Genomic DNA, 21,745 nt, shown 5'->3' on the forward strand with positions numbered 1-21,745 from the left:
GCCGCAGAAAAGCCAGCGTCAGCGCACACGCGCCAAGAACTCGTCGAGCAGCGCATTGAACTCGCGCGGCTTGTCGAGCTGCGGCCAGTGGCTGGTGCCGCTCATCACGCGGCGCGGCAGTTCGGGCACCTGGCGAAACAGCGCGTCGGGTGAACCGCCGGAGGACGTGTCCACGATCAGCGTGGGCCCGCCATAGGCGCGCAAGGGGCCGACGGGGTCGAACGAGAACACGCCCGCGATGACCGGCAGCGCCACCTCGCGCGGCACGCGCTGGCCTTGCGTGAGCAAACGGCGGGCGTTGTCGGCGGTGGCGCCTTGCAGCAGCGATTGCCAGTAGCCGTCCATGGTCTTCGCGTAGTCGCTGCGCAGGTCGGCGAGGGTCTGCGTGGCCACGTCGGGTGGGGTGCGTCCGGGGGTGCCGACCAGCATCAGCCCTGCCAAGCGTGAGGGGTACAGGCCGGCGTAGGCGCTGGCCGCCGCGCCGCCCAGGCTGTGGCCGACGAGCACGAAGCGTTGCAGCTTGAGGCCATCGGCCACGGCCGCGATGTCGCGCGCGAAGTCGGCCACGTCGTAGGCCGGCGGCACCGGTGCGCGCGAGCGCCCGTGTGCACGAAAGTCGAAGGCCACGGCGCGGCGCGAGGGCCGCAGGTGGGCAAGCTGCGCCGCCCAGTGCTCGCTGGAGCCGGCGTACGAATGGGCGAAGAGCACCGGCAGCGCCGGGCCCGCGCCGCCGTCGTCCACATGCAGCGCCCCTGCCGGGCCGGTGACGGTGTTGCTGCGCGACGTGGGCAGCAGCGCACGGCCCTTGGCGCAACCGGACAACTGGGTGGCCAGGCCCCCCGCCACGAGCGACAGCAAGAGATGGCGGCGGGGCATCGACGGCTGGGGCATGCGGAAGGCTCCTGGGTGGGTCGGCGATGGCGTGGGGCGATCGGCGCGAAAGGTCCGAACCACTATATCGGCCAGGCCAGCCGCAGCGCGCTCTCGAAGCGCCGGGCCTCACCGGTGACGGGGTCGGTGAAGGCCAGCGTGCGCGCCAGCAGGCCCAGCGGCCGCGTGAGGTCGGGGGTGCGTTCGTCGGGCAGCAGCGTCGGGTAGAGGCGATCACCCACCAGCGGCAAGCCGAGGCCCGCCATCTGCACCCGCAGTTGGTGCCGCAAACCGGTGCGCGGGCGCAGCGCATAGCGCGCGAGCGCGCCGCGCCGTTCGGTCAACGCGATGTGCGTCTCGGCGTTGGGCTCGCCCGGCACCTCGTGCATCTGCATGAAATGCGGCGCGGGTTCGAGTCGTGTGCGGCGGGTCATCGGCAGCACGAGCTCGTCGCGCCAGGGGGCGATGGCCTCGTAGCCTTTCTCGGCGCGCCGCTCGCGAAACACCGACTGGTACGCGCCGCGCGTGTCGGGCCGCAGCGTGAAGAGCACGAGGCCGGCGGTCTCGCGGTCGATGCGGTGCACGGGCGCGAGCGTGTCAAGGCCAAGCTTGCGCTTCAGCCGCACGAGCAGGGTCTCTTGCAGGTGGCGGCCCGAGGGTGTGACGGGCAGGAAGTGCGGCTTGTCGGCGACGAGCAGGTGCTCGTCCAGAAACAGCACTCGCTCTTCGACCGGCAAGGGCGCTTCGTCGGGCACCTGGCGGTAGTAGCAGACGTGGTGGTGCGGGCGGTACGGCGCATCGACCGCCAGTGGCTCGCCGCTGGGGTCATGCACCTCACCGGCTTGCATGCGGCGCCGCCATTCGGCTGCGGGGATGGCCGGGAAGCGCGCGACGAGAAAGTCGAACACCGTCGGCCACGGCCCGGGCGGCAGCGCGACGCGGCTGGGGCCGACGCCCTCACGCATAGCGATCAAGCACACCCATCACACGGCATCGGCCAGGCGCTGCGCACGCGCGATGCGCCAGGCGGCGTCGGGCTCGCCAGCGTACACCTGCTCGGCGGTGGTGCCGGTCTCTTGCAGGCGCGTGTCGAGCGCGATGCGGTTGTCGAACACGAAGCACTCGCCCTGCCAGTCGCGTTCGGCGTCGGGCAGCGATTGAAAGTGATGGAGGATGCCGCCGTCGAGCTGTAGCACGTCGAGCCCGTGGGCCTGCTGCATCCACGAGGCCGTCTTCTCGCAGCGGATGCCGCCGGTGCAGTACATGGCCACGCGCTGGCCCTCGGCCTTCCAGCGCGGCGCATGCGTCTCGACGAAACGCGGGAAGTCCTTGAAGTGCGTGACGCCGGGGTCGATGGCGCCGTTGAAACGCCCCAGCCGGTACTCGAACGCATTGCGGTTGTCGATGACGACCACATCGTCTTGCGCGATCAGCGTGCGCCACGCGGCGGGGCTGACGGCGGTGCCGGCGGCCAGCTCGACCGGCGGGTGCTCGAACCCGAGCGCAACGATCTCGGGCTTGTGGTGCACGCGCATGCGGCCGAAGGGCGGCGTGCGGCAGGCGCTGCGCTTGAACATGAGGCCGGTCAAACGGCCATCGAAGCAGGGGTCGAGGGCCAGGGCCTCACGAAACTCGTCCAGCGCGTCGGCCGTGCCCGCCACGGTGGCGTTCACCCCTTCGTCGGCGACGAGGATGCTGCCGGTGAGCCGCTGCGTCAGCACGCGCAGGCGCTGCGCGACGGCGGGTGCATCGGGCAGCCGTACGAAGCGGTAGAAGGCGTCGTGGAAGAGGGGCGCGTTCATCGAGAGCTCGGGTGAGGCGGCGAGCATACGCGGGGCGGGCACATGGATTGCCGCCCGGCACGGTTTGCATCCCTTTTGATTGGAGCGCCCATGAGCACCACCGCCACCCCCTTGCCTCAGCGCGAAGGCCAGCGCGTTCCCGACGTGCAGTTTCGCGTGCGCCAGGGCGACGACTGGGCCACCGTCAGCACCGACGAGCTTTTCGCCGGCCAGAACGTCATCGTGTTTTCGCTGCCCGGCGCTTTCACGCCCACCTGCTCGTCCACCCACCTGCCCCGCTTCAACGAGCTGGCGCCGGTGTTCAAGTCGCACGGCATCGACCGCATCGTGTGCCTGGCGGTGAACGACCCCTTCGTGATGGAGGAATGGGGCAAGAACCAGGAGGCCGACAACATCACCCTGCTGCCCGATGGCAATGGCGCGTTCACCGAGCAAATGGGCCTGTTGGTGGACAAGAGCGAGCTGAACTTCGGCCGCCGCTCGTGGCGCTATTCGATGCTGGTGCGCGATGGCGTGATCGAAAAGATGTTCATCGAGCCGCAAGAGCCCGGCGACCCGTTCAAGGTGTCTGACGCCGACACCATGCTGCACTACCTGGCGCCCGGCGCCACCCTGCCCGACCGCGTGGCCCTGCTCTCGCGCGAAGGCTGCGCGTTCTGCGCCAAGGCCAAGGCCCTGCTGAAAGGCGCGGGGCTGCCGTATGTGGACTTGCCCCTGCCGGCGTCGATCCGCAGCCGCGCGCTCGGCGCGATGACCGGGGCGACCACCGTGCCCCAGGTGTTCATCAACGGCCAGTGCATCGGGGGCGCCGACGAACTGGCCGCATGGCTCAAGCAGCGCGCGGCCGAGCCCGCCACGACGTGAGCGTCAGGGCTTGGGGATGTGCAGCGTCTTGCTGATCATCAACGAGCCCGACAGCGCGAACAGCAGCGACAGCGGGTGCCAGGTCCACGCGCCGAGTTCGAACGCGCCGCCCCACAAGTCCTCACCCAGCGCGCCTTGCCAGACCGCCAGTGCCAGCACGCCGGTGAGCACGATGCTGGTGGGGATGGGCGTGCCTTCGAAGTACGGCACCTTGGCCGCCCCGGCCGAGAGGCTTTCGGCCGTGACGTTGAAGCGTGCGAGCCGCGCGACACCGCAGCAGACGAAGAAGATCAGCACAGCCACGTCCCAGCCGCCGCGCAGGCCGGCCGCGTAGCCGAGCGCGGCCGGTGCCACGCCGAACGACACGATGTCGGCCAGCGAGTCCAGCTCGCGGCCCATCGCCGACTGCGTCTGGCGCCAGCGCGCCACATGACCGTCCAGCGCATCGAACAGAAATGCCGCCGGCGCCAGCGCGGCGGCGGCCAGCAGTTGCCGCGTCGAGCCGGTGTCCATGAAGGCCATCGCAAGAAACACCGCGGCCACGCCGCAAGCCGCGTTGCCCAGCGTCAGCAGGTCGGCGATGTGCAGGTCGCGCAGCATCGAGAAGTGGCGCGGCCGGGGTCGCGGGTCGGGGCGAACAAGTCCATGGGCCATGGCTCAACTCCATTGCATTGCAAGAAGGACGATGCTGACAAAGCCCCGCGCCCGATGCTGTAGGACGATGGCGGATTCGCCCTGCAGCGTCGGCCCACGCCCGAGGGGCGGCGTGTAGGCCGCCACGCACAAGGGCACTGGGCAATGGCCGATGGTGACGCCAGACCGCGCGCGCGATGCTGCGGTCTGGACGCTGTTGTTCAAGGAGTGCACCATGCCCACCGAGTCTTGCGACTTCGCCCCCACGGTCGATGAAATGCTGACCCTCAAGCGCCTCGAAATCGAGAATCTGTCGGTCGAGACCGCCATCCTCGACCACGTGCCCGCGCGGCTGTGCGAAGCGGGGCTCGTCACCACCAACGCCGAGGGCCGACTGACGCTCACCAACAAGGGACTGGCCCTCGCACGAAGACAATGACCCCGACTCGCCCCCGCATCCCGCTCGCTCACTCGATCGGCCATTCGCTCGCCGCGCTGCTGGCCGCCGTGGCGCTGGCCGGTTGCGCGGGCTATGGCCCCGCCACCCTGGCACCCGGCACCGGCTTGGCCGAAGCCGAGCGGCAGATGGGTCAGCGCACGGGCGAGCACCCATTGCCCGGTGGCGGACGCCGTCTCGAATTCGCACGTGGGCCCATGGGCCGCCACACCTACATGCTCGATTTCGACGCAGGCGGGCGCCTCGTCGCGTCAGAACAGGTGCTGACCGAACAGCACTTCGCACAGATCCAACCCGGACAGTCGCGCGCCTCGGTACTGCAACGCATTGGCCGCCCTTCGCATGTGATGTGGATTCACTGGCAGAAACGGCACATCTGGTCGTACCGCTACGACGCGGTGTTCTGCCAGTGGTTTCAGGTGGGTATCGACTCGCAGGGGCAGGTCGTCGATGCGGGGTATGGACCCGACCCGCTTTGCGATGTGGACGAGCACATTTGGTGAATCGCGCGCACCGCCCAGCATTGAACGGGGATGCAAATCGCGCCATTGAATCGGCCCTTTGGGCGCCCTCGTTGGATTGCAAGGCAAATTCATTCCTTCAAATGCGTTTTTGTGAATGAACGCCCGTTTGCATTTGCAAACGATTCATTGGGATTAAATGGCCCCCGGTCGCGCCAGGATCACATTCTCGTGATAACTTGCGCGCCTGCCGATTCGCCGCATAGGCCGTTTCGGCATTTCGGTGTGAGTTGGGAATTGGCCGCAAGAGCCAATAAACAAAGGGGGGCACGCCAACCGTGACCATTCAAAAAGCACAACCCCAATGACCAAAACCTACGCTCAACTGCAAAAGCAAATCGAGACCCTGTCACGCGAAGCCGAATCGCTCAAGCGCAAAGAAATCGCCGGCGTGATCAGCCGCATCAAAGAAGCGATTGCCGCCTACAGCCTGACCGCCGCCGACCTGGGCCTCGGTGCTGCAGCCAAGCCCCGCGGCAAGCCCGGTCGCAAGCCGGGCCGCAAAGCCGGCACAGCCAAGGCAGGCAGCCAGGCCGCCAAGTTTCGCGACGAGAACGGCAACGTCTGGGGCGGCCGTGGCCCGCGCCCGAAGTGGCTGCGTGATGCCATTGCCGCTGGCAAGTCGCTGAACGACTTCGCGGTCTGACGCACCGCCTGTGAGGCCGCACCGCGAGGTGCGCGCCTCATGACAACGCGGCGTCAGCAAGCCGCCGGTGAAGGCTTGTGCCTCGGCCACCCTGGCCACCACAATGCGGCGCTCCAAGGAGACGCCCCATGCGCAACACCCTGCTGACGCTCGCCACCGCCGCCCTGTGCCACGCCGCATTCGCGGCGCCGGTGAATTACGAGATCGACCCGACCCACACCTTCCCGAGCTTCGAAGCCGACCACCTCGGCATCTCGGTATGGCGCGGCAAGATGAACAAGACGACCGGCAAGGTCACGCTCGACATGGCCACCGGCGAAGGCTCGGTCGATCTGCTGATCGACCTGTCGAGCATCGACTTCGGCCACGACCAGCTCAACCGCTGGGCCATCGGCAAAGACTTCTTCGACACGGCCCAGCACCCGACCGCGATTTACAAGGGCCGCATCACCGCCTTCACGAAGGGCCTGCCCACCCGCGTGGACGGCACGCTGACGATGCGCGGCGTGTCGCGCCCGGTGCCGCTGCAGATCCACAGCTTCCGCTGCATTCCGCACCCGCTCAACAAACGTGAGTTGTGCGGCGCCGACGCGTCGGGCACCTTCAATCGCGACGACTTCGGGCTCGACGCCGGCAAGCTCTACGGCTTCAAGATGAACGTGGATCTGCGCATCCAAGTCGAGGCCTTGGCGGCCGACTGAGCGGCGCGCGCGGCGCTGGCGTCATTCGCGCGGTGGATTCGCAGGGGCTGGCGTGGGCAACGAGAACAAGCCGAAGAAGCGCTTGGCGATGGCCTTGTCACCTTCGACGACCAACTGCCCGGCACGCACCGCGTCGTTGAACTTGAGTCCGTCGTATGCGAGTTGCGCCAGCACGCCGGGCTCGGCGGTGAGCGTGGCATGAGCCGGCCCCGTCGCCCCCCGTTCGGCGTGGATGCGTTGGTCGGCCACGCGAAGCTGGAAGCGGTCGTCGCCAAACTGCAGCTCGACGGTGGCCGCGAAGCCCGCGGCCGCGGCCGGGTCGAACATGGCCGTGAACGACATCACCAGCGAATCGACGCTCAAGGGGTGGTCGCGCGGCAGGGTGGGCGAGCGCGCACCCCAGCGGCCGAGCGCCACGATGACCGGCCCGAGGCCCTGCCCCCACTCGGTCAACTCGTAGACCCAGGTGCTGGCTGGCGGCGGCAGCTTGCGGCGGCGCAAGACCGAGGCCTGCTCCAGTTCGTCCAAGCGCTGCGTGAGCACGTTGGGGCTGATGCCCGGCAGGCCGGTGCGCAGATCGGTGAAGCGTTTCGGGCCGTACACCAGTTCACGCACCACAAGCAGGGCCCAGCGTTCGCCGACGAGGTCGAGCGCGTGCGCGCCGGCGCATCCGTCTTCGTAGCTGCGTCGCGGGTTTCGTGAAGTGACCATGACAGGGAGTGTATCCATTCAGTCCTGCAGAGATTTCTTCTAGTTGTTATTTAGGACTATGCAGTGCTATGCTGCAACTCAATTGATTTCGATCAACCCACCCGCCGGAGGTTCGCCATGTCTGTTCGTCTCGATCCGTATCTCGCCTTCAACGGCAATTGCGCCGACGCCATGCGCTTCTACGAGCGCGTCATCGGCGGCAAGCTCGACCTGATGAGCTTCGGCGATTCGCCGATGCGCAAAGACTTTCCCGCCGACACGCACCAGCTCGTCATGCACTCGTGCCTGTCGAACGACCAGATGCGCCTGATGGCGTCCGACACACCGCCCGGCATGCCCTTCGACGGCACCAAGGGCAACGTCTCGCTGGCGATCTCGTACGACGACAACGCCGAAGCCGAGCGGGTGTTCAACGCACTCGCCGAAGGCGGTCAGGTCAGCATGCCCTTCGAGCCCACGTTCTGGGCAGAACGCTTCGGCGCCGTGGTCGACCGTTTCGGCACCTCGTGGCTGATCAACGGCAAAGACATCCCGCTGCAGTTCTGACCACTGGGCGTTCCTCGCCGACGGCGTCGCCCGACCTCAACCTCACACACGGAAGCTTCCGATGACCTCGTCTCACGACCCTCGCACGCGCTGGTGGGCGCTGCTGGTGCTGTGCCTGGGCGTGCTGATGATCGTGCTCGACACGACCATCGTGAACGTCGCCCTGCCCTCGATCCGCACCGACCTCGGCTTCAGCGAGACCTCGCTGGTGTGGGTGGTCAATGCCTACATGTTGACCTTCGGCGGCTTCTTGCTGCTCGGTGGCCGGCTGGGTGACCTGTACGGGCACCGCAGGCTCTTCCTGATGGGCATCGGGCTCTTCACGCTGGCCTCGCTGGCTTGTGGCGTGGCACACACGCAAGGCCTGCTGATCGCCGCGCGCGCGGTGCAAGGCCTGGGCGGCGCGGTGGTCTCGGCGGTGTCGCTCTCGCTGATCATGAACCTCTTCACCGAGCCGGCCGATCGCGCCAAGGCGATGGGCATCTACGGCTTCGTGTGCGCAGGCGGCGGCAGCATCGGCGTGCTGCTGGGCGGGCTGCTGACCGGCGCGCTCAGCTGGCACTGGATCTTCCTCGTCAACCTGCCCATCGGCGTGATCGTGTGTGCGCTTTGCCTCATGCTGATGCCCGCCGCACGCGGCCACGCGCACGGCGAGAAGCTCGACGTGGCCGGCGCCATCACCGTCACCAGCTCGTTGATGCTGGCGGTGTATGGCGTGGTGAACGGCAACGAGGCCGGCTGGGGCTCGGCGCAGACGCTGGGCTTGCTGATCGGCGCGGCGCTGCTGCTGGCGGTGTTCATCGCCATCGAGTCGCGCGTGCAGCACCCGCTGATGCCGCTCGGCCTGTTCAAGCTGCGCAACGTGTGGACGTCGAACGTCGCCGGCGTGCTGTGGGCCGCGGCGATGTTCGCGTGGTTCTTCATCTCGGCGCTGTACTTGCAGCTGGTGCTGAACTACACGCCGATGCAGGTGGGCCTGGCCTTCTTGCCGGCCAACCTGATCATGGCCGCGTTCTCGGTGGGCCTGTCGGCCAAGCTCGTGATGCGTTTCGGCCTGCGCCTGCCGCTCGCGGCCGGGCTGCTGCTGGCCTCGGTCGGGCTGATGCTGTTTGCGCGGGCGCCGGTGCAAGGCAGCTTCGCCATCGACGTGCTGCCCGGCATGCTGCTGCTCGGCCTGGGTGCCGGCATCGCGTTCAACCCGATGCTGCTGGCGGCGATGAGCGATGTATCGCCCAGCGAATCGGGCCTGGCCTCGGGCGTGGTGAACACCTCGTTCATGATGGGCGGCGCCCTCGGCCTGGCCGTGCTCGCCAGCGTGGCGGCGGCGCAAACCCAATCGCTCGCGGCGGGCGGCGCCACGCAAGCGGCTGCGTTGAACGGCGGCTATGCGGTGGCCTTCATGATCGGCGCCGCATTCGCGGCGACCGCCGCCCTGTTGGGCACCTGGTTGATGAAGGAGCCGGCCACCGGCCGCGCCCCTGCGGACGCCTTGCCGGCCGGCCACTGAGCCCTCAGCCGGCCGAGGCGGCGGGCTTGAGCGGGGGCACGGCCTGCCCCTCGGCGGCGCCGGGTCGCACCAGTTGCCTCGGCAATTGCAGCGCGAACAGCCCCGACAGCACGCACACACCCGCGCACACGGCATAGACCGGCTCGATGCCGCTGGCGAACGCATCGACCAGCGGGTTGGCCTTGCTGAACACACCGCGTGCAAAGTAGTCGCTCATGCCCTGCGCGAGCAGCGAGCCGAGCGCGGCGACACCGAGCGCGCCGCCGAGCGAGCGCACCATGATCGGCGTCGAGGTGCCCACGCCGATCATGCGCGGGGCCACGTTGAACTGCGACACCACCGTCACCAGCGGGAACAGCGTGCCGATGCCCAGGCCCATCGGGAACAGGCACACCGACATCCAGTTGACGCGATCGGGCGCGAAGTGAAACAGCGCCGCCAGCGCCACGAACGACAGCGCCGACAGCCCGCTCGCCGCCATCGCCGCACCGCGCACGCGGCCCTTGGCCCGCAGGCGGCGGCCGCTGCTGATGGCCCCGAGCGTGATGCCCACCGACACCGGCATCAGTTGCCAGGCCGAGCCCGAAGGCGAATAGCCCAGGCCACTTTGCAGGTAGATCGGCAAAAAGACCACCGCCGCGAACAGCACCACGCCGCTGGCCGCGCTGACCAGCGTGGCTGCCGTGAACGCGCGGTTGGCAAACATCGACAGCGGCAGCAGCGGCTCGGCCACGCGGCGCTGCACCGCGATGAAGGCCGCACCGAGCACGGCCGCCAGGCCCAGCAAGCTCCACATCGTCGCCGGGTCGATCTGCCCGGCCAGGGCACCCATGCCGCCGCCTTCGGGCGACTCGCGGTGCGTGGCCAGCAGCAGGCTCACCAGCACGCCGCCCAGCAGCAGCGCGCCGAGGTAATCGACCGGGTGCGGGTGGCGCGCGGGCGGCGGGCGAAACACCAGCGCCAGCACCACCAAGGCCAGCAGCGCGAACGGCACGTTCAGGAAGAAGGCCCAGTGCCACGAGGCGTGTTCGACGATGTAGCCGCCCACCAGCGGGCCGAACATCGTGGACAGGCCGTACGACGCGCCCAGCAGGCCCTGGTACTTGCCGCGCTGCTCGACCGGGTAGAGATCGACCACACCCAGCATCGCCAGCGTCATCAAGCCGCCGCCGCCCGCGCCTTGCAGGCCGCGCGCCGCGATGAGCTGGGTCATGCTGGTGCTCAGGCCGCAGGCCAGCGAGCCCAGCAAAAAGAGGCCCACCGCCCACAGCAGCATGGGCTTGCTGCCGTACACGTCGGCCAGCTTGCCGTAGAGGGGAATGACCACCGTCGAGGCGATCAGGTAGGTCGAGAACACCCAAGAGAGCTGCGACGCACCGTGCAGCTCTTGCGTGATGCTGGGCAGCGCGGTGGCGAGGATGGTCTGGTCGAGCGCGGCCAGCACCAGCATCACGGCGAAGCTCGCGAAGGTGACGGCGGTGTGGCGGGGGGACATCGAATGCACGGGGGGTCGCTTCCTGGGTCGGACGGCTGCGCAGTGTGGTCGCGCACCATTTGTTTGTACAGTGCAATGTATTGAACTGATATGTTCACCTGATGAAATCATTCGACCTGAACCTGCTGAGCGCGCTCGACGCGCTGCTCGACACCGGCAGCGTCACCGCCGCCGCGCAGCGCATGCACCTGAGCACGCCGGCGATGAGCCACACGCTGGCGCGCATCCGCGAGCTGCTGGGCGACCCGGTGCTGGTGCGCGCCGGGCGCAAGCTGGTGCCCACGCCGCGCGCGCTCGAACTGGCCGAGCCCGTGCGGCGGCTGTTGCGCGAGGCGCAGGCCCTGGTCGAGCCGCCCACCGCCGGCGACCTGGCGCGCGTGAAGCGGCAGTTCGTGCTGCGTGCGCCCGACGGCATGGCGGTGGTGTTCGGTGCGGCGCTGTCGGTCGCGCTGCACGAGGTCATGCCGCTGGCCAGCCTGAAGTTCTTGCCCGAGAGCCATGTCGATGCGAGCGGGCTGCGCGAAGGGCGCATCGACCTCGACATCGGCTCGCTGCACGAGAAAGACCCCGAGATCGAGTCGCTGGTGATGTACGAGCAGCGCCTGCTCGGCGCCGTGCGCCGCGACCACCCGCTGCTGCAGGGGCGCATCACCGCCAAGCGCTTCGCCGCCGAGCGGCACGTGGCCATCATGTCGCGGCTGCACGAATACTCGCCGGTGGACGACGCGCTGACGCAGCTCGGCTTGTCGCGCTTCGTGGCGCTGACGGTGACCAACTCGTACGCGGCGCTGGTGAGCACCTCGCGCTCGTCGCTGGTGGCCACGGTGCCGGCGCGCATCGCCCAGGGCATGGCCCCGCCGCTCGGCCTCACGCTGTTCGAGCTGCCGCTGAAGCTGCAGGCCGCGCCGGTCGCGCTGGCCTGGCACCCGCGTCACACCGCCGACCCGGCCCATGCGTGGCTGCGCGAGCACTCCAAGCGCGTGCTCGACGACCCGATGTGGCAGATGCCGGCGATGGGGCCGGTGGCGTCCAATTTTTCGCCGCCCTGAGCCACCCGGAGCCGCCGATCAGGCGCGTTGCAGCGACACCGGCGGTGCGGGCTCGAGCGCCTCTTGCACCAGGCGCGCGCGGCCCTGTGCCTTGGCGCGGTACAGCGCCGCGTCGGCCTCGCGCAGCAGCACATCGAGCGTCGCGTCGCGGCCGGCCATCGAAGCGCTGCCAGCACTGAAGTCGAGGGCCGTGCCGTCGCCCCCGGCCTTCAGCCGCGCCCGCAGGCGTTCGTCGAAGCGCGCGGCGTCGTCCGCGTCGGCATGGGCCATCAGCACGCAGAACTCTTCGCCGCCGTGGCGGCCGACCAGGTCGCCCTTGCGCGCACAGGTGCGCAGCACCTCGGCCATCGACTCCAGCGCGCGGTCGCCGGCGGCGTGGCCACGGGTGTCGTTGATGGCCTTGAAGTGGTCGATGTCGATCATCACCAGCGACACCGGCTCGGCATACCGCCGCGCGTGCGCCAGCAGTCCGGACGCGCGTTCGGCAAAGGCCGGGCGGTTGAGCAGACCAGTGAGGCCGTCGGTCTGCGCCTGGCGGCGCAGCTCGCGTTCGGCCTCTTCGCGCCAGGCCACGAGCAGGCCCAGGGTCGTGAGCGCCAGCGCCACGTGGTACATCAGCGCCGCGGCCACGTTGACCGGGTGCGTGGCCCGGTAGAAGGGATAGGCCTCGGTGAAGAAGGCGCCGAGCACGCCGCGCCAGGCCGTCACGAGGGCCAGCACCGCGAGGCACAGGCCCACCAGGCCGCGCCAGCGCCGGCTGGCGTCTTGGGCGGGCGCGGCCAGCATCGCGCACAGCACCACCATCTGCATGGCGAGGCCGAAGTTCGACCAGCCGACACGCCACGGGTAGCTGCCGAACAGCGCGCCGTAGCCGAGCGGCGTCAGCACCGCCAGCGCCCACAGCACACGGCGGGCGGGGCGCGGGCCCATCCAACCCTGCAGCGCCGCACCCAGCAGCACGAAGCTCGCGCTCAGGCAGGCGATCGACAGCGTGGACAGGAGCCGGTCGTTGATGCGGGTGGCCATCAGGAAGGCCGCCCAGCCCAGCGCCTGCACCCCGACCGCCGCCTGGAAGCAGCGGGCCGCCCGGCTGATGCGCCCGGCCATGATCACCGGCAGCGCCAGCGCCGTGGCCACCAGGTGCGTGAGCAGGGCGACGAGGATGGTCTGGATGTCGAGGGGCATGCGGCAAGGGCCCAGTGCGGCAGCGGCCAGCCACTGTGGCACGAGCCGCGCCGCTTTGCCATGACATGGGCGAAAGGCGCAGGGACTTGCCAAGCCCGCGAGGCGCGCTCAGAATCGCGCCCCCATGTTCAAACACCGTGTGACCCAGGCGACCACCGCCACCTGACAGCGCCTCCGATCGCATTCGGAAGGCGTTGCGCCTTCCGGTTTCTGAAACTCAGACCCCGGCCAGGCTTTCGCCCTCCGGGGTTTTTGTTTTTCCGGGCTTTGCCATGCGCACCTACGACAAGCTGATTGCCACGATTCACGTCCGCCGAAGCGCGGACTGCGCGCGCTCGTGCTTCGGCCTCGGCCTTCGATTCCTCGCGCCCCACACACGCTAGCCTTCAGGCGAATCCGCCGGAGGCTGGCCCCTCAGGCACCACGAAAGATTCGCCATGAACACCCCCGTCCCCAGAACGGTCCCCCGCCACCTGCTGCGCAACATCGGCGTCATCGCCCACGTTGACGCGGGCAAGACGACCACCACCGAACGCATCCTTTTCTACACGGGCGAGAGCCACCGCATCGGCAATGTCGATGCCGGCACGACGCTGATGGACTTCGACCCGCAAGAGAAGAAGCGCGGCATCACCATCGACAGCGCCGCCATCACGGTGCACTGGCACGGCGCGCAGATCAACCTGATCGACACGCCCGGCCACATCGACTTCAACATCGAAGTGAACCGCTCGCTGCGGGTGCTCGATGGCGCGGTCGTCGTGTTCGACGGCGTGGCCGGCGTGGAGCCGCAGACCGAGACCAACTGGCGCCTGGCCGACCAGCACGGCGTGCCGCGGCTGGCCTTCATCAACAAGCTCGACCGCACGGGCGCCGACTTCGCGCGCGTGCTCGGCATGATCGAAGACCGGCTCGGCGCCCGCGCGGTGCCGCTGCAATGGCCCATCGGGCAAGAGGCCGGCTTCGTCGGCGTGGTGGACCTGCTGACGATGCGCGCCCTCGTGTGGGCGCGTGACGACGCAAGTGCACCGCCCGCCGAGACCGACGTGCCCGAGGCGCTGCGCGACGAGGCGCTGCGCCACCGTGCGCGCCTGGTCGAAGCCGCCGTCGAGCAAGACGACGAGGCCCTGCAAGCCTGGCTGCAAGGCCAGGCGCTGCCGGTGGAGCTGCTGCAACGCTGCCTGCGCAAGGGCACGCTCTCGGGCGCGCTCGTGCCGGTGCTGGCGGGCTCGGCCTTCCGCAACCGGGGCATCGAGCCGCTGCTCGACGCCGTGGTGCAGTACCTGCCGGCGCCGGGCGACATCGCCCACGGCGAAGGCGAGCCGGCACGCGACCCCGACGGGCCGTTTGCCGCGCTGGCCTTCAAGGTCGTGGGCGACGAGCACGGCTCGCGCGTCTTCGTGCGTGTGTACCGGGGCCGCGTGCGTCGCGGCGACCTGGTGCTCAACACGCACACCGGTCGCAGCGAACGCGTGGCGCGCCTGTTCGAGGTGCACGCGAAGGACCACATCGAACGCGACGAACTCGTCGCGGGCGACATCGCCGCCATCGCGGGGCTGCGGGACGCGCTCACGGGCAACACCCTGTGCGACCCCGCGCACCCGGTGACGCTGGAGTCCATCGCGGTGCCCGAGGCGGTGATCCACGTGGCGGTCGAACCCAAGACGCAGGGCGACCAGGCGGGCTTGTCCAAGGGACTTCAGGCACTCGTGCGCGAAGACCCGAGCCTGCGCGTGCGGCACGACGCAGAGTCCGGCCAGACCTTGTTGTCGGGCATGGGCGAGCTGCAACTCGAAGTCGCCATCGAACGCCTGCGGGCTCGACATGGCGTCGAAGTCTCGGTGGGCCGCCCGCAAGTGGCCCTGCGAGAGACGATCACGACGGCGGTGGAGGTGCACCATGTTCACAAGAAGCAAAGCGGTGGCCCCGGCCAGTTTGCCGAGCTGCGCGTGCGCTTCGAGCCGCTGCCGCGCGGTGAAGGCATCCGCTTCGAAAGCCGGGTGGTGGGCGGCGCGATCCCGCGCGAGTTCATCCCGGCCGTCGAGGCGGGCATTCGCCGGGCGGCGCAGACCGGCGTCGTGTCGGGCCACCCGTGCGTGGACTTCGCCGCCACCTTGCTGGACGGCAGCCACCACGAGCGTGACTCTTCGACGCTGGCCTTCGAGCTGGCGGCTGCGGCGGCCTTCCGCGAAGCGGCCGGCAAAGCCGAGGCGCGCGTGCTGGAGCCGCTGATGGCCGTAGAGGTGGTGACACCGCCCGACCACGTCGGCGACGTGATCGGCGACCTGCACCGCCGACGCGGCCTGGTGCGTGGACAAGACCAGCGCGGCGCGCTCGGTGTCGTCGATGCGCTGGTGCCGTTGGCCGAGATGTTCGGCTACATCGGCTCGCTGCGCGCGCTGTCGTCAGGCCGCGCGCAGTATTCGATGCGCTACGAGCGGCACGAGCTGGCGCCGATGGCGCGCACCGCCCACGCGTGACGTGGGCCCCGGAGGGCGCGGACCGCGAGGTTCGCGCCCTTTTTCATTGCGGCGCGAGGGCCGCGGCCAGCACGCGCAAGTCCTCTTGCCAGCCGCGGAGCTTCTTCGCGGCGGTCTGCCGCTGGGCCGGCGTGGTGCTGTTGTGCAGCTCGGCGGCCAGCTGGCAGTTGTAGGGCGTGAGCTTGTCCTGGTAGGCGCGGTAGGCGGCGCGGGGCGATTGGCGGAAGTTGGCGAACAGCACCCGCAGCGCGGCCTGGGCCTGCTCGCGCGTGGCGCGCTCGGCGCCCAGGCGGCGCAGCGTTTGCAGCAGGTCTTGCTGGCGCGCGCGGCGTTCGGTGAACCACAGCTCGGGGTCGTAGGGTGCGGCCGCGAGCTGCTGGCGCAGGCGATCGCGCTGGGCCGAATCGAGGCCGCCGTACAGCATCTCGGCGCGGTCTTCGTAGCGCTCGACGGCGGCGTCGAGCCGGTCGTCGCGGTCGGCCTGCAGGTAGTCGGACCGGAACTTGTCGTTGTTCTTCTCGAAGCGCCGGGCGATGTTCTTCAGCTGCTGTGGCGTGAGCGAGAGGGCCAGGTCGGCCAGCGCAGGCAGGCCCTGCTCGAAGGCGGGCACGCTGCGCACGCCGATGTCGTCGTACCAGCGGCACACCTGGGCCGGCGTGGTGGGTTCGACCACCTGCTGCGCGGCCTGGTCGAGCTGGCGCGCATAGCCGGGCAGTTGTTCGGCACGGTGCCAGCGGAACCAGGCGGCGAGCTCGCTCTTGGTGCGCAGGCTTTGGGCGTCGTTGAAATCGACGTAGTCGTCGAGCCACCAGTACGCCAGGTCGGGCGCCTGGTTGTAGCCAAAACGCAGCGCGGTGCACGAGGCGATCACAGCCATGCAACACGCGAGCGACAGGATAATCAGCGACTTCTTCGAAGGACGTTGCATGGCGCTCGACATCGTGATCATGGCCGCGGGTAAAGGCACCCGCATGAAATCCAACCGGCCCAAGGTGCTGCACCAACTGGCCGGTCGCAGCCTATTGCAGCATGTCCTGCAAACCACGGCGGGCCTGGGGGCAGATGCCGCCATCGTCATCACCGGCCATGGCGCCGACGCCGTCGAGGCCGCCGTGCAGGCGCCGCACCTGCGCTTCGTGCGGCAGATGCCGCAGCTGGGCACCGGCCACGCGGTGCAGCAGGCCGTGCCCGCGCTGCATGACGAGGGTGTGACGCTGATCCTCAACGGCGACACGCCGCTGATCCGCGCCGAGACGGCGCAACGGCTGATCGACGCCTGCGCCGGCCAGAAGCTCGCGCTGCTGACCATCGAACTCGGCGACCCGACCGGCTATGGCCGCATCGTGCGCCAGGGCGACGCGGTGCAGGCCATCGTCGAGCACAAGGACGCCTCGGCCGCGCAGCGCGCGATCCGCGAGGTCTACACCGGTGTGATGGCCGCGCCCACGGCGCAACTCAAGCGCTGGCTGTCGCAATTGAAGAACGACAACGCGCAGGCCGAGTACTACCTGACCGACGTGGTGGCGATGGCCGTGGCCGACGGCGTGCCGGTGGTCGCCGCCCAGGCCGCGACCGACACCGAGGTGCTGGGCGTCAACAGCCCGGCACAGCTGGCCGACCTGGAACGGCGCTTCCAGCGCATGCAGGCCGACGCGCTGATGGAAGCCGGCGTGCGCCTGGCCGACCCGGCCCGCTTCGACCTGCGCGGCACGCTCGCCTGCGGCAGCGATGTCGAGATCGACGTGAACTGCGTCTTCGAAGGCGACGTGACCGTGGGCGACGGCGCGAAGATCGGCCCGAACTGCTTCATCCGCCACGCGCAGATCGGCGCGGGCGTGGTGATCCACCCCTTCACCCACATCGACGGCACGAAAGACGGCGCCAGCGTCGGCGCCGGCTCGCTGATCGGTCCCTTCGCGCGCCTGCGCCCCGGCGCCAAGCTCGGCGACGAGGTGCACATCGGCAACTTCGTCGAGGTGAAGAACTCGACGCTGGCGAACGGCGCCAAGGCCAACCACCTCGCCTACCTGGGTGACGCGACGGTGGGCGAACGCGTCAACTACGGCGCCGGCAGCATCACCGCCAACTACGACGGCGCGAACAAGCACCGCACCGTGATCGGCAACGACGTGCACGTGGGCAGCAACTGCGTGCTGGTGGCCCCGGTGACGCTGGGCGACGGCGCCACCATCGGCGGCGGCTCGACCATCACCAAGAACGTCGCGGCCGGCACCTTGGCCGTCTCTCGTGCCAAGCAAGAGACGCTGGCGAACTGGGTGCGGCCGGCGAAGAAGACGGGCGGCTGAGCCTCTTGCGCTGCCGGCGTCAAAGCCGGCGGATTGCCACGAGCTCGGTGAGTTCTCTTGAAGAGGTGTCGGCGAGGCTTCCCGCGAGAGGGATCATGTTCACTTCCGACTGAAAGCGAACCGGGCGCTTGAGCAGCGGTGAGTAGGCCACCTGCAAGGCCACTTCGGCCTGGGTGCTTCTTCCTGCACGGAACTGTGTCGCCCACCCCGTGTAGCGAAGGTTCACCACTTCCAGTGGGCCCATCGGCGTCTCCAACGTAGACTTTCCGGAGACGAATCCCGTCAGTTCATAGGAAGTCGGCGCGACGTCGGCACCTTCCGGACTCTTGAATTTCAATGACCAACGCATTCCCGTGGTCAAGCCGCGTTTGGCCCAGCCACCCGGCGGCGTGACGCGGTCCATGTCTCCGCCAACGATCTGCGCCATGGACAGCAACTCGCCTTCCAGTGACTCTACCCGGGCACCTTGGTTGAAAATCAGGCGGTCTCCCTGAACTTCATCCACACGGTACACCGCCGTCCGCACGTTCTTGGTGAGCCCGTCGGTGATTCGGTACTCCACAGCGTCACCGACCTTCAGCCCGCTCGCTGCCACGGACGCCTCGATCGGGCGGGTCGCGAGCGCAGCGGGTGGTGCCGGTGCCGTTGCGACCGGGGTCACAGGAGGCGTCACAGCAGCGGGTGCGACCACGCTGGCCGTCATTGCGCCGGTTGGCATGACCACCGCATCGGCAGGAAGGCTCGGCATGTGGAAGAGCGCAGTGCGGAAATGGTCCACGCACAGCTTAGCAGCCACCGCAAGCTCTTGCTTCAGCAAAGCCGCTTGTGCCCCGAGCAAGTCGTCATAGCTGGGGTAGGCATCCGGCGGCATGTCGTCCTTGTCGCGACGACAACTGCTCTGGGCGAGCACCGCTCTTGTCTTGGTGTCGATCAGCCGGGCGTTGGCCCTGTACCAAACGTAGCTCTTTCCCGGCTGCGAGGGCAGGAACAGAATGCCCCAGCCCGTCGTCTGCACATCGATCACGTACGGCGTCCCAGGCGCCGAGGTGACGACGTCCATGATTTCGTCGCCAGTTGTCTCAGTGGACGGCAGCTTTGCCTGCATCGCACGCGCCTGGGCCAACGCACCGGCCAAAGAAGCCCCGATGGGCTGCGCCGGGTCTTGCAATTTGTAGGTGTCGGCGAGTTCGCTCCCTTGCTTGGCGGCCATGCCCTCGACAATGAGGCCTCCGATCAAGCCGCCGACGACCAGGCCCAGAGCGGCTTTGCCGGGGGTGATGGCGGTGAATTGCGCCCTTGCACGCTGCGTATGAACAACTGAACTGCCCGCCATGCCCGCAGTCAATTTCGAATCCAGGGCTTGCGTCGGAATCTGCGCACACCCAGCCAAACACGCCGCAACGGCCAGACCCCAGAAGGCCGAACACTTCCTCATCATTCCCTCTTCGTTCAAGTTCTTTTCTTGCTTGCCACTGGGCAGCTCTACCGGGCGCCTCTCAAGCTGTCGTTTGTGAGAGCGCCTTAACCTCTTCGATCGCGCCGACTTTCTGTTTCGCAAATCGCAGAAGCTCTTCTCCGTCCACCGGCCGGCCGACCCACAGCCCCTGCAGCTCGTCGCAGCCCAGCGTGGCAAGAAACGCGCATTGCGCCTGCGTTTCAACACCCTCGGCGATCACCACCAGGCCGAGCGCGCGGGCCATCTGAACGATGGCCTGGGCGATGGCGGCCGAGTCCTGGCGCTCGGGCAGGTCGTGCACGAAGCTGCGGTCGATCTTCATCTTGTCGATGGGCAGCTCTTTGAGGTGCGCGAGCGACGAGTAACCGGTGCCGAAGTCATCGACCGAGATGCGCAGCCCCAGGGCCTTCAGCTCGTGCAGCTTGCGCTTCACCTCGGGCAGGTCGTCCATCAGCATGCGCTCGGTGAGTTCGAGTTCGATCAGCGACCCATCGACGCCCTCTTCGTGCAGCAGTTGTTCGATCAGCGTCGTGAAGCCGCTGGCCTGGAACTGCATCGACGACAGGTTGACCGCCACCGGCACGACCGCCCCGCCGAGCTGCTGCTGCCAGCGCTTGGCGCAGCGCGCGGCTTCGCGCAGCACCCACTGGCCGATGGGCAGCATGAGGCGCTGCTGTTCGGCCAGCGGAATGAAGGCGTCGGGCATCAGCAGGCCGCGCTCGGGGTGGTTCCAGCGGATCAGGGCCTCGACGCCGACCAGCACGCCATCGCGCGCGCGCACCTGGGGCTGGTAGTGCAGCACGAACTCGCCGCGTTCAAGCGCCTGCGTGAGCTGGCTTTCGAGCACCAGCGCGGCGTAGGCCGACTGGGCCATGTGCGCGCTGAAGAACTGGTAGTTGGCGCGGCCCTTCGCCTTGGCGGCGTACATCGCGGTGTCGGCGTTCTTGATCAACTCGTCGGCGGTGTGCCCGTCGTGCGGGAAGACCGCGATGCCGATCGACGGCGTGACTGACATCAACCGGCCGTCGATGCCGAACGGCATCTCGACCGCCGCCAGCAGCTTTTGCGCAACCTCGGCCACGTCGGCGCGTTGCAGCGTGCGCGGCAGCAGCACGACGAACTCGTCGCCACCGAAGCGCGCCACCACGTCGGTGGTGCGCAAGGCCTCGGTGATGCGCATCGACAGCGTCTGCAAGAGCGCGTCGCCGGCCAGATGGCCGAGCGAGTCGTTGACGCGCTTGAAGTGATCGACGTCGATGAACAGCAGCGCGAGCTGCGCGTCTTCGCGGCGCGAGGCCACGATCAGGTGGCCCAGGCGCTCCATCAGGCTGGTGCGGTTGGGCAGGCCGGTGAGCGCGTCGTGGTGGGCCAGGTAGTGGATGCGCTCTTGCGCGGCGTGGCGGTCGCGGATGTCGCGCACGATGGTCATGCGCAGGCGCTCGCCCTGGTAGTTCATCGTGCGCACGATCAGCTCGACCGGCAGGCGGCGGCCGTCCTTGTGCAGCAGCGCGGTTTCGTAGGCGACCTCTTTGCCGCTGGTCATCACGGCCAGCGCCTTGGGCTGCTCGTCGGCCGGGATGAAATCGAGCGTGCGCCGACCCAGCAGGTCGTCGAGCGTGTAGCCGATCAGCGCGCACAGCGGCGGGTTGGCGTCGAGCACCTGGCCATCGCGGTGGAAGACGATGCCCTCGGCGCTGGCGCGCATGAACTTGTCGAGCCGCTCTTCGGACTCGCGCAACGCGCGCTCGGCCTCGCGGTGGCGGCTGATGTCATTGATGAGCACGAAGGCGCCCTGCGCCTCGCCGTCGGCGTCGAGGTGCGGGATGAGGTTGACTTCGAGCCACTGCGAGCCGCCCGCGTCGAGCGGCCGTTCGCGTTCGTACGACACGGCGCGCTTCTCGCGCAGCACCTGATCGACGTGGGGCTGGATGACCTGCGCGGCGGCTTCGCCGATGATTTCAGCGACGGTCAGCCCGAGGATGGATTGCTCGTCGCGCCCGAAGGTCTGCGCGTACTGCTTGTTGGCGAACAGGCAGCGCAGGTGCCGGGCGTCGAAGTAAGAGATGAGCACCGGCACGTTGTCGGCCAGCAGCTGGAACTGCTCGGCCCGCGTCTGCGCCGACAGCTCGGCGAGCTTGTTGGCGGTGACGTCGTTGAGCACCAGCAGGTAGTGGCCGCGCTCGACCAGCCAGCGCGCGGTGCAGTCGATCCAGCCGTCGAGGCCAGGGGCCATCGACGCGATCGGCGAACGCAGGCAGAGCGTGAAGTCGCGGCGCTGCGGCAGCAGCAGGGCCAGTTCGGCGCGCGAGTCGTCGGCCAGCGAGGCCAGCCACGCGCCACCGCCAGGGGCGCCTGCGGGCTGGGCCGCGAATTCGGCGAAGCTGCGGTTGGCCTGCAGCACGGCGCCGTCGGGCGTCACGAACAGCAGCATGCACGGCAGCCGGTCTGCGTCGGGCAGATCGTGGGCAAGCATGGGGGGGCGGCTGTCGTGCATGTCGGTGGTGGAAGAGCCCGTC

General features: G+C 68.8%; 20 protein-coding genes. 10 read left to right on the forward strand and 10 right to left on the reverse strand.

Going from position 1 to position 21,745, the window contains the following annotated elements; translation table 11 throughout:
• Positions 1-18 precede the first annotated feature (18 nt).
• The 3 genes from AC1KAT_RS06660 to trhO form a co-directional block, all read right to left on the reverse strand.
• The gene (locus AC1KAT_RS06660; protein WP_480324009.1) at positions 19-891 is read right to left on the reverse strand and encodes an alpha/beta fold hydrolase; all 873 of its coding nucleotides are present in this window, start codon (positions 889-891) and stop codon (positions 19-21) included.
• Between the two features lie 62 nt (positions 892-953).
• Positions 954-1,835 carry a pseudouridine synthase gene (locus AC1KAT_RS06665; RefSeq protein WP_480324011.1) on the reverse strand — a complete coding sequence of 294 codons (882 nt, stop codon included), beginning with the start codon at positions 1,833-1,835 and terminating at the stop codon, positions 954-956.
• An 18-nt stretch (positions 1,836-1,853) separates the two neighbouring features.
• Positions 1,854-2,672, reverse strand: a complete 819-nt coding sequence (gene trhO, locus AC1KAT_RS06670) for an oxygen-dependent tRNA uridine(34) hydroxylase TrhO (protein WP_480324013.1) — start codon at positions 2,670-2,672, stop codon at positions 1,854-1,856.
• A gap of 90 nt (positions 2,673-2,762) precedes the next feature.
• On the opposite strand from trhO, the gene AC1KAT_RS06675 reads away from it, so the two are divergent.
• The gene (locus AC1KAT_RS06675; RefSeq protein WP_480324015.1) at positions 2,763-3,536 is read left to right on the forward strand and encodes a glutathione peroxidase; all 774 of its coding nucleotides are present in this window, start codon (positions 2,763-2,765) and stop codon (positions 3,534-3,536) included.
• Positions 3,537-3,539: 3 nt separating this feature from the next.
• Here the strand turns inward: AC1KAT_RS06675 and AC1KAT_RS06680 are convergent, their stop codons facing one another.
• Positions 3,540-4,190, reverse strand: coding sequence for a CDP-alcohol phosphatidyltransferase family protein (locus tag AC1KAT_RS06680; protein ID WP_480324017.1), 651 nt, complete (start codon positions 4,188-4,190; stop codon positions 3,540-3,542).
• Between the two features lie 214 nt (positions 4,191-4,404).
• Between AC1KAT_RS06680 and AC1KAT_RS06685 the strand changes: the two genes are divergently transcribed.
• From AC1KAT_RS06685 to AC1KAT_RS06700, 4 genes are all read left to right on the forward strand, one after another.
• Positions 4,405-4,608, forward strand: a complete 204-nt coding sequence (locus AC1KAT_RS06685) for a hypothetical protein (protein ID WP_480324019.1) — start codon at positions 4,405-4,407, stop codon at positions 4,606-4,608.
• Positions 4,605-5,129: a hypothetical protein gene (locus AC1KAT_RS06690; protein ID WP_480324021.1), complete on the forward strand. Its 525-nt coding sequence runs from the start codon at positions 4,605-4,607 to the stop codon at positions 5,127-5,129. Before AC1KAT_RS06685 ends, AC1KAT_RS06690 begins: the two co-directional genes overlap by 4 nt.
• A 322-nt stretch (positions 5,130-5,451) precedes the next feature.
• Positions 5,452-5,793: an H-NS histone family protein gene (locus AC1KAT_RS06695; RefSeq protein ID WP_480324023.1), complete on the forward strand. Its 342-nt coding sequence runs from the start codon at positions 5,452-5,454 to the stop codon at positions 5,791-5,793.
• A 128-nt stretch (positions 5,794-5,921) separates the two neighbouring features.
• Complete coding sequence (locus tag AC1KAT_RS06700) at positions 5,922-6,494, forward strand: YceI family protein (protein WP_480324025.1); 573 nt, start codon at positions 5,922-5,924, stop codon at positions 6,492-6,494.
• A 21-nt stretch (positions 6,495-6,515) separates the two neighbouring features.
• Here AC1KAT_RS06700 and AC1KAT_RS06705 read toward each other — a convergent pair whose 3' ends face one another.
• A complete protein-coding gene (locus AC1KAT_RS06705) occupies positions 6,516-7,205 on the reverse strand; it encodes a winged helix-turn-helix transcriptional regulator (protein WP_480324027.1) in 690 nt (229 codons plus the stop codon).
• A gap of 117 nt (positions 7,206-7,322) precedes the next feature.
• Here AC1KAT_RS06705 and AC1KAT_RS06710 point away from each other — a divergent pair, with 117 nt between their 5' ends.
• Together AC1KAT_RS06710 and AC1KAT_RS06715 are read left to right on the forward strand one after the other, a co-directional pair.
• Positions 7,323-7,751, forward strand: coding sequence for a VOC family protein (locus AC1KAT_RS06710; RefSeq protein WP_480324029.1), 429 nt, complete (start codon positions 7,323-7,325; stop codon positions 7,749-7,751).
• A 61-nt stretch (positions 7,752-7,812) separates the two neighbouring features.
• Positions 7,813-9,258 carry a DHA2 family efflux MFS transporter permease subunit gene (locus AC1KAT_RS06715; RefSeq protein WP_480324031.1) on the forward strand — a complete coding sequence of 482 codons (1,446 nt, stop codon included), beginning with the start codon at positions 7,813-7,815 and terminating at the stop codon, positions 9,256-9,258.
• A 4-nt stretch (positions 9,259-9,262) separates the two neighbouring features.
• Here AC1KAT_RS06715 and AC1KAT_RS06720 read toward each other — a convergent pair whose 3' ends face one another.
• The gene (locus AC1KAT_RS06720) at positions 9,263-10,762 is read right to left on the reverse strand and encodes an MFS transporter (protein ID WP_480324033.1); all 1,500 of its coding nucleotides are present in this window, start codon (positions 10,760-10,762) and stop codon (positions 9,263-9,265) included.
• 92 nt (positions 10,763-10,854) lie between these two features.
• Here AC1KAT_RS06720 and AC1KAT_RS06725 point away from each other — a divergent pair, with 92 nt between their 5' ends.
• The gene (locus AC1KAT_RS06725) at positions 10,855-11,802 is read left to right on the forward strand and encodes a LysR family transcriptional regulator (RefSeq protein WP_480324035.1); all 948 of its coding nucleotides are present in this window, start codon (positions 10,855-10,857) and stop codon (positions 11,800-11,802) included.
• A gap of 18 nt (positions 11,803-11,820) precedes the next feature.
• Here the strand turns inward: AC1KAT_RS06725 and AC1KAT_RS06730 are convergent, their stop codons facing one another.
• Positions 11,821-12,987 carry a GGDEF domain-containing protein gene (locus tag AC1KAT_RS06730; protein WP_480324037.1) on the reverse strand — a complete coding sequence of 389 codons (1,167 nt, stop codon included), beginning with the start codon at positions 12,985-12,987 and terminating at the stop codon, positions 11,821-11,823.
• Between the two features lie 437 nt (positions 12,988-13,424).
• Here AC1KAT_RS06730 and fusA point away from each other — a divergent pair, with 437 nt between their 5' ends.
• Complete coding sequence (fusA, locus tag AC1KAT_RS06735; RefSeq protein ID WP_480324039.1) at positions 13,425-15,467, forward strand: elongation factor G; 2,043 nt, start codon at positions 13,425-13,427, stop codon at positions 15,465-15,467.
• Positions 15,468-15,510: 43 nt separating this feature from the next.
• On the opposite strand, the gene AC1KAT_RS06740 is transcribed toward fusA, so the two are convergent.
• The gene (locus AC1KAT_RS06740) at positions 15,511-16,344 is read right to left on the reverse strand and encodes a DUF6279 family lipoprotein (protein ID WP_480324041.1); all 834 of its coding nucleotides are present in this window, start codon (positions 16,342-16,344) and stop codon (positions 15,511-15,513) included.
• A 49-nt stretch (positions 16,345-16,393) separates the two neighbouring features.
• Here AC1KAT_RS06740 and glmU point away from each other — a divergent pair, with 49 nt between their 5' ends.
• A complete protein-coding gene (glmU, locus tag AC1KAT_RS06745; protein WP_480324043.1) occupies positions 16,394-17,773 on the forward strand; it encodes a bifunctional UDP-N-acetylglucosamine diphosphorylase/glucosamine-1-phosphate N-acetyltransferase GlmU in 1,380 nt (459 codons plus the stop codon).
• Between the two features lie 19 nt (positions 17,774-17,792).
• Here the strand turns inward: glmU and AC1KAT_RS06750 are convergent, their stop codons facing one another.
• Positions 17,793-19,226, reverse strand: coding sequence for a hypothetical protein (locus AC1KAT_RS06750; RefSeq protein ID WP_480324045.1), 1,434 nt, complete (start codon positions 19,224-19,226; stop codon positions 17,793-17,795).
• A gap of 43 nt (positions 19,227-19,269) precedes the next feature.
• On the reverse strand, positions 19,270-21,702 hold the full coding sequence (locus tag AC1KAT_RS06755) for a putative bifunctional diguanylate cyclase/phosphodiesterase (protein WP_480324047.1): 2,433 nt from the start codon (positions 21,700-21,702) through the stop codon (positions 19,270-19,272).
• Positions 21,703-21,745 lie beyond the last annotated feature (43 nt).

Source organism: Piscinibacter sp. PDB5-1, from assembly GCF_056676035.1.

What these genes read in the sequence shown, in the direction of transcription:
- AC1KAT_RS06660 (WP_480324009.1), bottom strand. Translation starts at nt 891, where the DNA reads ATGCCCCAGCCGTCGATGCCCCGCCGCCATCTCTTGCTGTCGCTCGTG.
- AC1KAT_RS06665 (WP_480324011.1), bottom strand. Translation starts at nt 1,835, where the DNA reads ATGCGTGAGGGCGTCGGCCCCAGCCGCGTCGCGCTGCCGCCCGGGCCG.
- trhO (WP_480324013.1), bottom strand. Translation starts at nt 2,672, where the DNA reads ATGAACGCGCCCCTCTTCCACGACGCCTTCTACCGCTTCGTACGGCTG.
- AC1KAT_RS06675 (WP_480324015.1), top strand. Translation starts at nt 2,763, where the DNA reads ATGAGCACCACCGCCACCCCCTTGCCTCAGCGCGAAGGCCAGCGCGTT.
- AC1KAT_RS06680 (WP_480324017.1), bottom strand. Translation starts at nt 4,190, where the DNA reads ATGGCCCATGGACTTGTTCGCCCCGACCCGCGACCCCGGCCGCGCCAC.
- AC1KAT_RS06685 (WP_480324019.1), top strand. Translation starts at nt 4,405, where the DNA reads ATGCCCACCGAGTCTTGCGACTTCGCCCCCACGGTCGATGAAATGCTG.
- AC1KAT_RS06690 (WP_480324021.1), top strand. Translation starts at nt 4,605, where the DNA reads ATGACCCCGACTCGCCCCCGCATCCCGCTCGCTCACTCGATCGGCCAT.
- AC1KAT_RS06695 (WP_480324023.1), top strand. Translation starts at nt 5,452, where the DNA reads ATGACCAAAACCTACGCTCAACTGCAAAAGCAAATCGAGACCCTGTCA.
- AC1KAT_RS06700 (WP_480324025.1), top strand. Translation starts at nt 5,922, where the DNA reads ATGCGCAACACCCTGCTGACGCTCGCCACCGCCGCCCTGTGCCACGCC.
- AC1KAT_RS06705 (WP_480324027.1), bottom strand. Translation starts at nt 7,205, where the DNA reads ATGGTCACTTCACGAAACCCGCGACGCAGCTACGAAGACGGATGCGCC.
- AC1KAT_RS06710 (WP_480324029.1), top strand. Translation starts at nt 7,323, where the DNA reads ATGTCTGTTCGTCTCGATCCGTATCTCGCCTTCAACGGCAATTGCGCC.
- AC1KAT_RS06715 (WP_480324031.1), top strand. Translation starts at nt 7,813, where the DNA reads ATGACCTCGTCTCACGACCCTCGCACGCGCTGGTGGGCGCTGCTGGTG.
- AC1KAT_RS06725 (WP_480324035.1), top strand. Translation starts at nt 10,855, where the DNA reads ATGAAATCATTCGACCTGAACCTGCTGAGCGCGCTCGACGCGCTGCTC.
- AC1KAT_RS06730 (WP_480324037.1), bottom strand. Translation starts at nt 12,987, where the DNA reads ATGCCCCTCGACATCCAGACCATCCTCGTCGCCCTGCTCACGCACCTG.
- fusA (WP_480324039.1), top strand. Translation starts at nt 13,425, where the DNA reads ATGAACACCCCCGTCCCCAGAACGGTCCCCCGCCACCTGCTGCGCAAC.
- AC1KAT_RS06740 (WP_480324041.1), bottom strand. Translation starts at nt 16,344, where the DNA reads ATGGCTGTGATCGCCTCGTGCACCGCGCTGCGTTTTGGCTACAACCAG.
- glmU (WP_480324043.1), top strand. Translation starts at nt 16,394, where the DNA reads ATGGCGCTCGACATCGTGATCATGGCCGCGGGTAAAGGCACCCGCATG.
- AC1KAT_RS06755 (WP_480324047.1), bottom strand. Translation starts at nt 21,702, where the DNA reads ATGCTTGCCCACGATCTGCCCGACGCAGACCGGCTGCCGTGCATGCTG.